Source organism: Rubrivirga aquatilis (assembly GCF_046845665.1).
In the GTDB taxonomy this organism is placed as follows: domain Bacteria; phylum Bacteroidota; class Rhodothermia; order Rhodothermales; family Rubricoccaceae; genus Rubrivirga.
Window position 1 is genome coordinate 1,055,091 of the sequence record NZ_CP177355.1, and the last position, 14,463, is coordinate 1,069,553.

Here is a 14,463-nt window from a genome sequence, read left to right on the forward strand (position 1 = left end):
CAGGCTAGTCGACCGTCGGCGGCTGGCCGCCGGTGATGCCGGCGATCGTCGGGTCGGCGCCGGGCGGGGCAATGGCCGGGCCGCCGATGGGCACGATGCCGAGCCGCTCGGCCCGCTCGGTCCACCGCGCGCGCGCGGCCGCCTGCATGTCGTGGTCGTCGTCGGACTCGTCGACGATCTCGAGCCCGAGCAGCGTCTCGACCACGTCCTCGACCGAGACGACGCCGGCCGTGCCGCCGTACTCGCCGACGACGAGCGCGAGGTGCTCGCGGCGGTCGAGCAGCCGCTCGAACAGGACGGGGAGCGAGAGCGAGTCCGGGACGGCCATCAGGTCGCGGGCGACCGACGAGGCCGGGGCGTCGGCGCGGCCGTCGGCGACGGCAGCCAGCACGTCGTCGCGGAGCACGTACGCCGAGATGTCGTCGCGGCTGGCGCCGTAGAGGGGCAGGCGCGAGAACGGCGTGCCGTCATTCGCGATCTCGTGGAGCGGCGTCGTCTCGGGGTACGCCACCACGACGGTCCGCGGCGTCATCACGTCGCTCGCCTTGAGCTGGCGGAAGCGGAAGAGGTTCTGCAGGATGCGGTGCTCGGCGTCGTCGAAGATGCCCTCATCGGCGCCGATCTGCGCCAGCGCCGCCAACTCCTCGCGGCTCACGGCGCCCTCTTTCTCGCCGCGCGCGATCAGCTTGGTGATCATCTGCGACATCCAGATCAGGCCGGTCCACTTGAGCACCCACACGGTCCAGGCTAGGACGCGGGCGACGAGCGGCGCCAGCCCGCGCCAGTACACCGCGCCCAGGGTCTTCGGGATGATCTCGGACAGGATCAGGATGCCGAGCGTCAAGACCGTCGAGAAAATGGCGACGGCGCTGAAGATCCAGACGCTCTGGCTGCCCCAGATGGCGGCGGCCTGCGCGCCCGCGCCGGTCGCGCCGACGGTGTGGGCGATCGTGTTGAGGGTCAGGATGGCCGCCAGTGGGCGGTCGACGTCGGCCTTGAGGGCCTTGAGGCGGGCGGCGACGGTCGGGTTCGTCTCCTCCATCGCGCCGACGTACGCGGGGCTCACGCTCAGCAGCACGGCCTCCATGATGGAGCACAGGAAGCTCACCCCGATGGCGAGCACGACGAAGACGATGAGCAGCGTGAGCGAGCCGGAGCCGGCAGCGGCGGCGGTGCCGCCGGGGACGAGGAGGGGGAAGAGCATCGGAGAGGGGAGGGGCGCAGGCCATACTCCGCACCGCCCCGAACGGGTCCGGCGGGACGATTTGTCAAGCGCGTGACACGCTACGTTCCCGTTTGACGTATTGGTACGTAGGACGGCACACGCTCCCCGCTAGGAGAGCCGACCGGGCCCCGCGTCTGCCTGTGGTGGGACGGACGGGGGGCCCGGTGTCGTGCCGCCGATCCGGTCAGCGTCCGCGCTCGAACGCTGCCAGCCGGGCACGGGCGTCGCGTGTGCGTTGGTGGTCATCGCCGAGGGCGTCGGCGAGCGTGGCGACGGAGCGCGTGAGCAGGCGGCCGGCTTGGTCGCGCTGGCCGAGGCGGGCGAGACAGTCCCCGAGCAAGCTCTCGCCGTTGGCCAGGATCCAATGGTCCGGTGGAAACGACTGGCGGCGCGTGGCGAGGCTGGTGCGTTGCAGGGCGGCCCCCCGGGCGGGGTCCCCGCCGTCGCAGAGGGAGAAGCCGGCCACGTTCTGCGCGTAGGCGATGTACGGGTGGTCCTCCGACAGCACGCGCTCGGCATCGCGGAGCGTCGCGGTCGCCCCCCTCGCGGCCTCCCCAAACCGGCCCATCCGGTGGAGGTGGAACGCGAGCGACACGCGGGCGCCGAGCGTTTCGGGGTGTTCCGGGCCGAGGCGGCTTCCAAACGTCGCGACCGCCTCTCGGTAGGTCGTGAGTGCCTCCTCGGCCGCTCCAAAGTTGCTGAGCGCGTTCGCGAGGTTGACCTGGGAGAACCCGAGGCCGTAGGACGCGCTCGCGTCGTCGCTTTGCGCGTGCGCGGCGATCAGATCTCGGTAGACCTGGATGGCCTCTTCGGTCCGCTCCGACGTGATGAGGAGGGTCGCGAGGTTGTTGAGTGCCGTCGCCTCATTGAAGGGCTCCTCGGCACGACGCGCGGCGTCCACGGCCTGCCGGTACAGCGCCTCAGCCTCGCCGGAGCGGCCGAGGGCGTCGAGCGTCACGGCGTATACGTTGGACGCGATCCCGCGCTCGACGTCGGCGTCGGGGAATGCGTCGAGTGCCGAGAGCGCGGCCTCGTGATGGGGCAGCGCCGCCTCGTATTCGCCGTTGTCGGCGAGCGCCTGGGCCCAGGCGCTCTGCGCGGCCACATAGTCGAGGCCGCGGTCGTCGCCGAGGCGGTTGGCGGCCCGTTCCGCATGATGAGCGGCCCGTCCGGGGTCGCCACGGCTGAGGTACACGTTCGCCAGCGACTGGTGGATGGCCCGGGCGACGGCCGGGTCCGCCTCGTCGTCGACGCGGGCGGCGGCGCTGTCGAGGACGGCCGAGATCGGAGGGTCCTCCTCGTTCTGCTGGAGGTCGCCGAGGAGGATGGTCCGTTCGAGGTAATCGAGGGTTCCCTCGGCCTGCGTGAGGGCCACCTCTGCGCGGTCGCGTTCGCGCGCCGCTTCACGGGCTTGCCAGAGCGCCGCCCCGAGCCCGCCCACGAGCGCGAGCACGGCGAACGCCGCCGCCGCCGCCGCCCCTTTGTGCCGCCGCACGAACCGGCCCACCCGGTACCGGATGGTCGCGGGCCGGGCGTCGACGGGCAGCCCGTCGAGATGGCGCCGGAGGTCGTCGCCCAGCGCCTCAGCCGAGGCGTAGCGACGCGCGGGCTCCTTCGCGAGCGCCTTCATCACGACGGTGTCGAGGTCGCCGGCCAGGCGTCGGTCGCCGGCCACGGACGAGGGCCTGGACGGTAGGCTCTCTCGCACGATCCGTTCGGCCTCGCCGGCCGTCACGCCGGACACGTCGTAGGGCCGCTGGCCTGTGAGCAGCTCGTAGAGCACGACGCCCAAGGAGTACACGTCCGTCGCCGTCGTGATGTCGCCGCCGGTCAGCTGCTCCGGCGCCGCGTACGCAGGCGTCATCGCCGCGCTGGCCGTCTGGGTCGCGTCCGTGGCGTCGAGGAGCTTGGCGATGCCGAAGTCGAGGAGCTTGACGCGCGGCGGGTCGCCGTCGACCACGAACACGTTCGACGGCTTGAGGTCGCGGTGGACGACCAGCCGGGCGTGGGCATAGGCGACCGCCTCACAGACCTGGACGAACAGGCGGACGCGGGCCTCCACGCTGGCACCGGTCCGCTGGGCCCACGCCGTCACCGGCTCGCCGTCGACCCACTCCATGACGAGGTAGGGCGTCCCGTCGTCTGAGACGCCGCCGTCGTAGAGCCGGGCGACGCCGGGGTGTTCGAGCCGCGCCAGCGTCTGGCGCTCGGCGCGGAGCCGCGCCGCTAGCCGCCGCCGACCGGGCCCCGAGCGGAGCCGCTTGAGTGCCACCTCGCGCTCGAACGCGCCGTCGGCCCGCTCGGCGCGGTACACGATGCCCATGCCGCCCTCGCCGAGCACGCCGGTCAGGCGCCACGGCCCGATGGCCGTCCCGAGGGGGACGTCGTCGACGAGCGCGGCGTCGTCGACCAGGCCGGCCACGGGCGACGCGAGAGACCCGTCGGCATCGGCGGCGTCGGAGGCGGCGAGAAAGGCCTCGACCTCGCGGCGTAGCGCACGGTCAACCGTGCCATCGGCCGAACGGCAGGACGTGTCGAGGAGGGCCGCGCGTTCGGCGAGCGGCACGCCGAGCGCGTCGGCGAGGATGTCGGCGACGCGGTGCCAGGCAGTGTCGTTCATGGGCGCGGGGGCGTACCGGTGTACCGAGATTCCGCAGCCGACCGGCTCACGACGGGTCGTCGTCGGCGAGCTGACGGGCGAGCCACGCCCGGGCGACGGTCCAGCGCCGCTTGGTGGTCGCAGGCGAGAGGCCCATGACCTCGGCCACCTCGTCGTTGGTGAGCCCGGTGAAGTAGCGGAGCTCGGCGACCCGGGCGGCCTCGGCATCGAGCGTGGCGAGTTGATCGAGCGCGGCGTCGACCGTGAGCGCTTCGTCGAGGTCGACGTGGGGCGAGACGGCGGTCACGCCGACCTCGCGGAGCGCGTCGAGCGACGCCGCGCGGCCGTCGCCGCCTCGTTTGTCCGTGGCTTGGGCGCGGGCGTAGTCCACGATCACGTCGCGCATGGCCCGGGCCGCGACCCGGACGAAGTGCTCTCGGTCCGAGAGGTCGAGCACGGCCGACCGCCCCGCCAGCTTGGCGTACGCCTCGTGCACCACGGCCGTCGTGTTGACCGTCGGGGCGGCCCCGTTGCGGACGCGCTGGCGGTGGGCCACCGACCGGAGTTCGTCGTAGAGCTGCTCGACGACCTGGTCGAGCGCAGCGGCATCGCCAGCGCGGACACGGTCGAGGAGGACGGTGACGTCGTGGGCCATGAGCCAACCCGTGGAACGGCATCAAGATAGAGAGCCTGCGCTACCCCTGGATGTCGGGGCGCCAGGGCGGGGCATGAGAAGGGCTGCGGCAGAGATGTGCGTGTGACGAGCGCCGTGATCTCGGCAGGCTCCACGCACCTTGCCACTGGGGACGCACCGCGACGTCCTCCCTGCGCTGACGGCCCTCGCTCAGGACACCCTGGGGTGGAATGCCTCGCCACTGACTCGACGCGTGAGGGGCGGGGGCGCCGTCTCGCGCGCGAGGGCGGGCGGTTAGGGTGGCCGTCTACGACGCGCTGAGGCGCGAGGCGGCTGTGCTCTACGACGGCCAGTCGTACGACACGGGTTGAGCGGACCCTGCCGAGTGGCTGGGTCGTCCCTTGGACGTGCCTCGTCCACGGGTGGGGAGCGGCGTTCGTCGAGGCCCGGCGCCTGAGCGGCCTGCAATTGGGGACGTGAGGCGGCGATCTGCACCAGCCGTGGCACTCTACGCGCCCGTTTGACGTATTGGAGAGTAGGACGGCACACGCTCTCCGCTAGGAGAGCCGGCCGGGCCCCGCGTCTGCCTGTGGTGGGACGGCCGGGGGGCCCGGCCTTTTTGTGTCCTGCGCCGAGGCGAGACGGCCCCGAGGTGGACGTAAAGCAGCGGGCCTCAGCGCCGATACCGGACATCTGTGGTCCTTTCGCTCTTCCGTCTCCAGGCGCTCGCCTTCCGCCGTGCCCCGTACCTCGGCGGTCGCGTCGCGCTGGCGGCCGTCAAGGGGATCGGCGTGGCGTACGCGGTCGCGAGCGCGGCCATCCTGGGCGTGGTCCTCCCCGATCTGCTGGGCGTCGTCGCCGCCGGCCTCGACGCCGTGGCGCTGGTCGAGCGCTCGGTGCTGCCTGCACTCGCGGCGCTCGCCGTCGGCCGCCAGGCCTTCCAGGGCGTCCCGACGCGGGGCGCGACGGCCTTCCTGACCCTTCCCGTCTCGCGTCGGCGGATCGCCAGCGGGGTGCTCGTGCGGTCGCTCTCGTCGCCGTTCAATGTCGTCCCCCTCGTGTTTGCAGTCCCGTTCGCTGCTCGTGCGGTGCGGGCGGCCGAGGGCGTCGGCGGGGCGTGGGCGTTCGGGCTGGCGGTGCTCGCCGTCGTGGTCGTGTCGCACGCGCTGCTCGTCGTGTGGAAGACGCGGCTGGGCGCCGAGCCGGTGCGGACGGTCGGGCTCGTGCTCGTCGTGGTCGTCGCGCTCGCGGCGTCCGACTGGGCGACGGGCGGGCTGCTGGCGCACGTCTCCCAAGGCGGGACTGTCGAACTGGCGGCGCTGGGCGTGATGGCGCTCGCCACGCTCGCGATCGCGTACCGCGCGCTCGTGGCCGCGCTCTACCTCGACGCCGACGGCGCGCGTCGGAGCCGGGTAGGGAGCACGCTCGGGTTCGCCCGAGGCGGGGCGCGAGCGTTCGTCGACCTCGACCGCGCGCTCATCATGCGGATGACCTTCCCGCGGGGCGTCGCCGCGAATGCCGCCGTGGTGAGCGTGGTCCTGACCGCCGGAGCGCTCGTCTTCGCCGACGGCCCGGCCGTCGATCTCGTGCTGTTGTTCTCGACCGGTCCGGTCGCCGGGTCGTTCGGCCAGTACGCCGTCCCCTTCGCGAGCGGCTTCTACGACCGCCTGCTGACGCTGCCCGGCGGGCTGGACGCCTTCGTGCGCGCCAAGGCGGCGGGGCTGGCGGCCGGGACGCTGGCGCTCGGCGCGGTCCAACTCGCGCTGGTGCTCGCGCTGGCGCCCGGCTCCGCGTGGCTGGTCGGCGTGTCGGTGCTGTTCAGCCTAGGCGTGCTCGCGCCCGGCGCCCTGTGGGGCTCGACGCTCGGGCCCAAGCCCATCGACGTGGCCGACCGGCTGCTGTTTACCTACACCCAGTCGTTCGGTGCGCAAGCGCTGGTGGCGGCCACGGCCGTCGTGGCGGGCGCCGCGCTCACGGTCGCGGGCCCGGCCCACGGAGGGGCCGTCGCCGCCGGGCTCGGGGTTCTCGGGATCGCACTCGCGCCCGTCTGGCTCCGCGCCGTCGCCGCCCGCCTGCACCGCCAGCGCCACGCCCACGCCGCCCGCTTCCGCTCCGCGCTGTAGCACGCGCGGGAGCGCCCCCGTGCTCCACGCCAGCCCACGTCCTCCGCACCCCGTCCCTCATGCCCGGCGTCTCCCTCACGGTCTCCGACCTCTCCAAGCGCTACGGCGACACCGACGCGCTGCGCCTGGACGCGCTGGCGATGGGCCCCGGCGAGCGCGTCGGGCTCGTTGGCAACAACGGGGCGGGGAAGACGACGCTGCTCCGGCTCGCGCTCGACTTGATCGCGCCGACCACGGGCGCCGTCACGCTGGACGGCGTCCGCGTCGGCGGCCGGGACCTGGGGTGGAAGGCGCGCGTCGCCGCGTTCTTGGACGCGGGCTTCCTGGTCGACTTTTTGCGCCCGCACGAGTACCTCCGCCTCATCGGCGGCGCGTACGGGCTGAGCGGTGCCGAGGTGGACGCCCGCATCGACCGCTACCGCCCGTTCTTGGGCGCGGCGCTCGACGGCGGCCGGCTCATCCGCGACTTGTCGCTGGGCAACGCTGGCAAGGTGGGCATCGTGAGCGCGCTGCTCCCCGGCGCCGGGCTGGTCGTCCTCGACGAGCCGTTCGCCAACCTCGACCCCGGCGCGCGGATCGCCCTCGAACGGCTGCTCCGCGACGACACCGACGGCGCGACGGTCTTGGTATCGAGCCACGACCTCGACCACGTCGTCGGTGTCTGCACGCGCGTGCTGGTGCTGGCGGATGGGCGCTTGGTGAGCGACACGCCCTCGACCCCCGACACGCTCGCAGACCTGCGCGCCTATTTCGCCGACGGCGGCGTCACGGCACGGTCTTTTTTCAGCGGTGACCTGCCTGTGCACGTCAGGTAACGTCCACGCGCGTCGACACCGAGGTGGCGATTTGTATGTGGAACCGTGTGTGTGTCGCCGGCGGCTGGCGCTTTGCTAGGCAGCCGGGCGGGACGGCACGCTGCTGGTTCGTCCAGCAGAACGGGGCGGAGATCGGTCCACGGGGCCGGTGTCCGCCCCGAGCCGGCTCGCTCAGCCCGCGCGTGTAACGGCGACGAGCCCGACCGACTGGCTCTTGCCGCGCAGGGCGGCAGGGCCGAGGGCGGTGTGGGTCGCCTCCGCCAGCGACGGCATCCGGGCCAGCATCTCATCCGAGATGAGGAGCCGATGTCCGCGCGGGCGGCACTCGCCCTCGATGCGAGCCGCCGTGTTGACCACGTCGCCCGAGTGGACGATGTCGCGCTTGAGGTCGCCGACCTCGGCCGTCACCACCTCACCGCCGTGGACCCCGCACTTGAAGGCGGGGACGGCGCCGTAGCGGTCGCGGTAGCGGTCGGCACGCGCGGCGACGCGGGCCTCGACCAGGAAGTAGAACCGGAGCGGCGCGGCGTCGTGCTCGGCCCGCTTCATCGGCCACGACACCATCACCTCGTCGCCGACGTACTGCACGATGCGCCCGCCGGTCGCCAGCACGGGCTCGGCGACGTCGGCGAAGAAGTCGTTCTTGAAGTCGGTGAACGCGAGCGGGCCCAGGCGCTCGGCCCAGACCGTCGAGTCGGTGAGGTCGAGGAAGGCGAAGGCCCGCTCCTCGTGGCGTGGACGGCGGTACGTGCCGAGGAAGAGCGCGCGGAGCGTCTCCGGTCCCAGCACGCGCCGGAGCTGGAGCATCAGGTTCACCACAAAGCTCGACGCAAGGAGAAACACCATGAACCGGAACAGGACGCCGCTCTCCGCGAAGGCCAGAAACGCGGGGTCGTTCCTCAGCTCGCTCGGCGAAAGCCCACCCACGACGTAGCCCAACGTAGCGATCACGGCCACCATCGAGATCTGGACAGCGATCGCATACGTGACCGTTCGCACCACGAGGGCGCCCCAGAGCGGCAGCGCCCGCATCGGGCGGGGCAGGACGGCGGTTTCCAACCATGCCGAGATCAGGCCGACGATCGCGCCGATCGCCAGCGACCGGAGGAGCGTCTGGGCCGGAGACGCGATCTGAACGCCGGGCGTGTCGAAGCCCGACCACGCGACGCCAGACACGTTCGCCGCCAGAAACGCAGCGACCGACCAGCAGACGATGAGGAACGGGGCGAGGCGAAGCGCGCGGCGGACGCGCCCCACGGTCACGAGGCCAGCGGCTCGGACGCCCAGGCGACGGCGTCGTCGCGCTCGGCGCGGGGCCACACCTGCACGTCGAGGCCGGGCAGGAACGTGCCCTGCGCCTTCGCCATCGCCTCGATCCAGCCCGTGTCGGTGACCACGGCGTAGCGGTCGACCTTGCCGATCTTGGTGACGAGCCCGAACGCGCGGCTGAACTGGGCGCCGACGGCGTCGAGCGTCAGCCCGCCGACGCCGGTGATCTCGCCGACGAGGTGGACGTGCCCGCGCGCCATGACGCCCTCGACCTCGCGGAACAGCGCGTCCACGTCCGGGCGGGTGACGGTGCCGTCAAGCACGAAGCCGACGACGTGGGGCGGGAGGCCGGGGAGGAGGCGGAACATGGGGCGGCGGGGAGGGGACCCGCAGAACCCCCGACCGCGCGCGGCGGGTCCCGCCGCTACGCCAGCCCGTGCGGGTCCGCCAGCCGCTCGGCCAGCGTCGTCACGAACCGGGCCGCGTCGACGCCGTGGACGGCGCGGTGGTCGAACGTCAGGCTCAGCGCCAGCCGGTGGCCCGGCACGCACCGCCCGTCGACCGGCTCGCACACCGTTCGGAGCCGCCCGACCCCCAGCGTGGCCACCATCCCCGACACCAGAATCGGCGTAAAGTGGTCGACGGCGTACTCGGTGAACGACGCGATGGTGACCGTGGCGCGGCGCGCGTCGTTGGGCGACAGCTCCCCGGCCTCGGTCTTCTCAACGGCCGTCCGGAGCGCGGCGCCGAGTTCGTCCAGCGACATTGCTTGGGCGCTTGAGACCACCGGCACGATGACGCCCCTGTCGAGCGCCACCATCCGGCCCAGGTTGATCGCGTGGTACACCGTCAGCCCCTCGACCCCGACGCGGGCGTTGATGTGGGGGTGGGCCCGGAGCGCCTCGACGAGCGCCCGCGCGACGACAGCCTCGACCGTCACCTCTCGGCCGAGCTGCGAGGCGTGGTCGAGGAAGGCCACCAGGGGGCCGGCGTCGGCATCGACGTGCAGGGTCGCCTGGGCGGTCTCCTGGATCGCCTGGTGCATCACCCGGGCGTTGAGCGCCTGGAGCCGCGTGTGGGGGACCGTCGTGAAGGGGAGCATCTCAGGCGGGGTGGATCCGGGCGATGGCGGTACCCAGCCCGACCGGCGCGTCGGCGGGCGTCAGGATCTGGAGGCGCCCCCCGGCCGGTGCCTCGATCTCGACGGTCACCTTGTCGACCATCAGCTCCGCCAGCGGGGCGCCAGCCTCGACGGTCGCGCCGTCGGCGACGAGCCAGGCCGACAGGACCACCTCCTCGGTCCCGTCGGACTCCCACAGGGTGGCGGGGATGGCGACGACGACGGGGTCGGGCATGGGGAGGCGGGGCTGGGAGGGGCCGTCCCGATCCGCTCGTCCCCTCGGGGGCGGTGGGCGCCGGCCGTGCGGAAACGTAGGGCCTCCGCCCTGCCCCCGCTACCCTGCGTTCGCCGGCCCGGCCTCGGACACCCAGGCCAGGGCCTCGGCGGTGGCGGCCGTGGGGAAGACCTCGATCTCGATGTCGTCGACCCGGGCGGCCTCGTGGCGCAGCGCGGACCGGCGCGGGTACGACCCGGCCACGAACGCGACGCGGCGGACGTGGGGGCGCTCGGCCAGCCGCCCGAACCCTTGGCGGATGCGGTCCCCGAACTCGCCCTCGGCGTCGCCCCACACCCAGCCGACCTCGACGTAGACGCCGGAGACCGGGCCGGCCGCGTCGAGCGCCGCGTCGACGGCCGCCTCGTTGGCGTCGGCCTGGGCGGCCGGGCCTTCGACGCGGACGGCGACGACGTGGGGCGGGGCGTCGAGGACGGCGACCATGGGGCTAGCGGGCGGGGACAGCAGCGGGGATCAACTCGCCATCGGCCGAGCCGTCGCCGTCGAGTGTGAGGGGCGTGGTCCGCAGATCAGAGTCGGCCGGCGCTGTGCCCCGCGCCTCGGCCACGCGCATCGCGATGCTGTCGAAGGCCGAGTACATGACCGGCACGATGACGAGGGTCAGGAACGTGGCGAACGTCAGGCCCGAGATAATGGCGGTGCCCATCGGGCCCCAGAACTGCGTGTTCTCCGACCCGATCGAGAACGACGGGTCGAGGTTGACGATCATGCCCACGAAGTCGATGTTGATGCCGAACGTGAGCGGGATCAGGCCGATGACGGTCGTGAACGCCGTCAGCAGCACGGGGCGCAAGCGGGTGGCGCCGCCGTCGACGATGGCCTCCTGCTTGTCCTCGCCACGCGACCGGAGCTGCTCGATGTAGTCGACGAGGACGATGGCGTTGTTGACGACGATGCCGGCGAGGGAGATCACGCCGATAAAGGTCATCAGGCCGAACGGCGTCCGCGTGAGGATGAGGCCCAGCATGACGCCGATCAGCGACAGCCCGACGGCGACCATGATGATGAGCGGGTTCTTGATCGAGTTGAACTGGGCGATCAGGATGATGGTGATGAGCGCGAGGCCCATCAGCAGCGCCGTGGTGAGGAAGCTGAAGCTCTCGTTCTGCTCCTCGTTGGCGCCGGTGTACGAGACGGTGTAGCCCGTCGGGACGTCCTCGAGCGCGGGCGCCAGCACGGCCTGGACCTGGGCGAGCACGGCGTTCGCGTTCGCGCCCGGCGCGGCGTCGCCCAAGACGGTCACGACGCGCTCCTGGTCCAGCCGCGTCACGCTCCCCAGCCCGGACGCCGGGACGATCCGGGCGACCGAGACGAGCGGGATCTGGACGCCCTCGTTGAAGATGGTCAGGCTCTCGATGTTGCGGAGCGACTCGCGGTCTTCCGGGCGCAAGCGGACCGTCACGTCGTACTCGTCCTTGCCGTCGCGGTACTTGCTGGCCTCGACGCCGTTGACGGCGCCGCGCACGGCGAGCGCCACCATCTGCGTGCTGAGCCCGAACGCTGCGGCGCGCTCTCTATCGATCTCGACGCGGTACTCGGGGCGGCCCGAGTTGAGGTTGTCGCGGATGTCGACCAACCCCTCGATCCGCCCGTCCTCGACGGCCGTCTCCAGTCTCCCCTTGAGGTCGTCGGCGACGGACTGGATGACCGCGAACTCGTCGCCCTTGACCTCGATGTTGACGGCCGCGCCCGTCGGCGGACCGCCCTCGTCCTGGGTCACCTGGAGGTCGACGCCCGGCAGGCCGACCAGGCTCTCGCGGATGCGCTTGATGGTCTCCGACGAGGGCTCGGCGCGCTGGTCGTAGTCGACCATGTTGAGCGTCACGTTCGAGCGCTCGGCTGAGGCGGAGCCGCCGCCGAACTGCGCGTCGCCGCCGACGCCGACGGAGGTGCCGACGTTCTTGGTGTTGGCCGCCGTCGCCTCGGACTGGTCCAGCACGCCCTGGACGCGCTCGAAGACCTCGTCGGCGACCTCGTCGGAGCGATCGATCGTCGTCCCGATCGGCGCCTCGGCCGTGATCTGGATAAAGTTGGGGTCGGTCGTCGGGAAGAACTCGACGCCCGTCGGGGCCACGAAGAAGAGGGCGATCACGCCGACGAGCACGCCGAGCGTCGCCGTCAGCAGGCGGGCGCGGTTGTCGGTCAGGAAGATGTAGGGCGATCCGAACGTGGTCTCGTTCCGCTCGCGCTTGGACAAGGCGACCCCGAGCGCGCCGGCCCCAGCGATGACGCCTGGCAACAGCAGCATCCCGATCACGACCTCGACCCCCTCAATCGTCGAGAAGTCGATCCGCCCCGCCAGCGTCAGCAGCACGATCAGCACGCCGACGACGGCGCCGAAGAGCAGCCCGGCCTTGATGCTCGCGCGACCGCCGAGGAATGCCGTCTCCAGGCTGTGGAGCACGATCCCGAGCACGCCGGCGAGCAGCAGGAGCCCGCCCGGCGCCATCAGCAGGAAGCCGGCGGGCGCGGCGGCGGCGTTGAGCGCGGCGCCCGCGACGAGCAGCACAAAGCCGCCCGTGAAGGCGCCCAGCGCCAACGTGTTGCGCAGCAGCCCGTGCTTCATCGACAGGTCGCGCTGGAGCATCCACCCCAGGAAGTTGCGGTACGCCTCCGTCATGCGCGGCACGGTCACATTGGCGAAGCGGTCGTGCGCCGGGGAGAGCGCCTTGCGGTAGAGCAGGATGAGCGCCGGGACGGCGATGGCGAAGAAGACCAGCGACTTCCAGTTGGCGATGCCCACCACGAGCGCCGTGAAGGCCACGAGCCCGAACCCGATCATCCGGCTGCGGCGGCTCCGCACGCGCGTCGCCTTGGCGGCCTCCTCGGCCTTGAGCTCGGCGTCGGTCTTGATGAAGTAGCCCGCCACGACCGGGTTGATGACGAGCGCCACGAACAGCGACGACGTCAACGTCACGATCAGCGTCAGCGGCATGTAGCTCATGAACTTGCCGATGATGCCCGGCCACAGGAGCATCGGGGCGAACGCGGCGACCGTCGTGGCGGTGGACGCGGCGACGGCGAGCCCGACCTCGGCCGTCCCCTTGCGGGCGGCCTCCCACGGGCCGTAGCCCTCCTCGCGGAAGCGGTAGATGTTCTCGATGATCACGACCGCGTTGTCGACCAGCATCCCGAGCGCGATGATGAGCGAGAACAGGATGATGAAGTTCAAGGTCTGCCCCATGACCGAGAACACCAGGAAGCTCAGGAACATCGACAGCGGGATCGCCAGCCCCACAAGCGCCGCGTTGCGGACGCCGAGGAAGAACAGCAGGACCGCGATCACGAAGAGAATCCCCGCGATGATGTTGTTCTCGAGGTCGGCCACGAGCGTCTCGACCTGCTCCGACTGGTCGCCCGTCAGCACGTACGTGGTGCCGTTGGGGAAGTCGAAGGCCTCGATCTGCTCCTCGACGCCCTTGACGACCTCGATGATGTTCTCGCCGGTCGCCTTCTTGACGTTGAGCCGGATGACCTGCAGGTTCTCGGCGTTCTCGACCGGCACGAACTCGCCGTCCTCGTTCTCGCGCTGCAGGATGTCGAGGCGGGCGTAGCTGGAGCGGTCCTTGTAGCCGAACCGCACGTCCGCCACGTCACGGACGTAGATGGGCGTCCCGCCCGGGCTCTTGACGACCAGGTCCAGGATCTCTCGGGGGTCGTCGAGCTCGCCGTCGACGCGGACGAGGTAGTTCTCCGGGCCGACGTCGACCGAGCCGCCAGGGATGTTCGTGTTCTCGGTCCGGATCGCGTCGACGACGTCGTTCGTCGAGATGTTGTAGCCCTGGAGCGCGGCGAGGTCGATGTCGACCTGGACCTCGCGCTGGAGCCCGCCGATGAGGTCGACGCCGTTGACGCCGGGCACGCCCTCGATGTCCTCCTGCAGGTCCTCAGCCGTGGCGCGCAGCGCCGTCAGCGAGCCGTCGGTGAGCAGGTTGACGGTCAAGACCGGGAAGTCGGCAAAGTCGATGTCGGAGACGATGGGGTCCTCCACGTCGGCCGGGAACTCGACCTTGGCGCGGTCGACGGCCTCGCGCACTTCGCGGCCCGCTTCGTCGATGTCCTTGTCGGGTAGGAACTCGGCGATCACCGTCGATACGCCCTCCGTGGACGTGCTCCGCAGGTTGTCGAGCCCGGACAGCGTCGCGACCTCGCGCTCGACCTCCTGGGTGATGATGGCCTCGACGTCGGCCGGGCTGGCGCCGGGGTAGATCGTCGTGACGATGATCTGGGCGAACTCGATCTGGGGCTGGCTCTCCTTGGGGAGCGAGACGTACGAGACGAGGCCGCCGACCGACAGCGCCAGCGTCAGCACGACGACGGCGGTCCGGTTGGTGATCGAGAGGTCGGTGATTTTCATGGGTCCTGGTGCGTGGGACGTAGAGC

The 14,463-nt window shown here is 71.8% G+C and carries 11 protein-coding genes; 2 read left to right on the forward strand and 9 right to left on the reverse strand.

All coding sequences use genetic code 11. From position 1 onward, the window contains the following. Positions 1 to 4 precede the first annotated feature (4 nt). From ACLII4_RS04595 to ACLII4_RS04605, 3 genes are all read right to left on the reverse strand, one after another. Complete coding sequence (locus tag ACLII4_RS04595) at positions 5 to 1,204, reverse strand: CNNM domain-containing protein (protein WP_412069718.1); 1,200 nt, start codon at positions 1,202 to 1,204, stop codon at positions 5 to 7. A gap of 205 nt (positions 1,205 to 1,409) precedes the next feature. Next, positions 1,410 to 3,845, reverse strand: a complete 2,436-nt coding sequence (locus ACLII4_RS04600; protein ID WP_412069719.1) for a protein kinase domain-containing protein — start codon at positions 3,843 to 3,845, stop codon at positions 1,410 to 1,412. 46 nt (positions 3,846 to 3,891) lie between these two features. Then, the gene (locus ACLII4_RS04605) at positions 3,892 to 4,479 is read right to left on the reverse strand and encodes an ECF-type sigma factor (RefSeq protein ID WP_412069720.1); all 588 of its coding nucleotides are present in this window, start codon (positions 4,477 to 4,479) and stop codon (positions 3,892 to 3,894) included. Positions 4,480 to 5,153: 674 nt separating this feature from the next. Between ACLII4_RS04605 and ACLII4_RS04610 the strand changes: the two genes are divergently transcribed. After that, positions 5,154 to 6,581 carry a DUF5687 family protein gene (locus ACLII4_RS04610; protein ID WP_412069721.1) on the forward strand — a complete coding sequence of 476 codons (1,428 nt, stop codon included), beginning with the start codon at positions 5,154 to 5,156 and terminating at the stop codon, positions 6,579 to 6,581. Positions 6,582 to 6,640: 59 nt separating this feature from the next. Beyond that, positions 6,641 to 7,396, forward strand: coding sequence for an ABC transporter ATP-binding protein (locus ACLII4_RS04615; protein ID WP_412069722.1), 756 nt, complete (start codon positions 6,641 to 6,643; stop codon positions 7,394 to 7,396). Positions 7,397 to 7,567: 171 nt separating this feature from the next. Here ACLII4_RS04615 and ACLII4_RS04620 read toward each other — a convergent pair whose 3' ends face one another. The 6 genes from ACLII4_RS04620 to ACLII4_RS04645 form a co-directional block, all read right to left on the reverse strand. Beyond that, positions 7,568 to 8,659, reverse strand: a complete 1,092-nt coding sequence (locus ACLII4_RS04620) for an adenylate/guanylate cyclase domain-containing protein (protein ID WP_412069723.1) — start codon at positions 8,657 to 8,659, stop codon at positions 7,568 to 7,570. Beyond that, entirely contained in the window at positions 8,656 to 9,033 is a 378-nt protein-coding gene (locus tag ACLII4_RS04625; protein ID WP_412069724.1) for an STAS/SEC14 domain-containing protein, read from the reverse strand. The genes ACLII4_RS04620 and ACLII4_RS04625 overlap by 4 nt, the downstream gene beginning before the upstream one ends. 56 nt (positions 9,034 to 9,089) lie before the next feature. Then, complete coding sequence (locus ACLII4_RS04630; RefSeq protein WP_412069725.1) at positions 9,090 to 9,767, reverse strand: 2-oxo acid dehydrogenase subunit E2; 678 nt, start codon at positions 9,765 to 9,767, stop codon at positions 9,090 to 9,092. 1 nt (position 9,768) lies between these two features. Beyond that, the gene (locus tag ACLII4_RS04635) at positions 9,769 to 10,020 is read right to left on the reverse strand and encodes a lipoyl domain-containing protein (RefSeq protein ID WP_412069726.1); all 252 of its coding nucleotides are present in this window, start codon (positions 10,018 to 10,020) and stop codon (positions 9,769 to 9,771) included. Between the two features lie 99 nt (positions 10,021 to 10,119). After that, positions 10,120 to 10,503, reverse strand: coding sequence for an STAS/SEC14 domain-containing protein (locus ACLII4_RS04640; protein WP_412069727.1), 384 nt, complete (start codon positions 10,501 to 10,503; stop codon positions 10,120 to 10,122). Positions 10,504 to 10,507: 4 nt separating this feature from the next. Then, positions 10,508 to 14,437: an efflux RND transporter permease subunit gene (locus tag ACLII4_RS04645; protein ID WP_412069728.1), complete on the reverse strand. Its 3,930-nt coding sequence runs from the start codon at positions 14,435 to 14,437 to the stop codon at positions 10,508 to 10,510. Between the last annotated feature and the right edge of the window lie 26 nt (positions 14,438 to 14,463).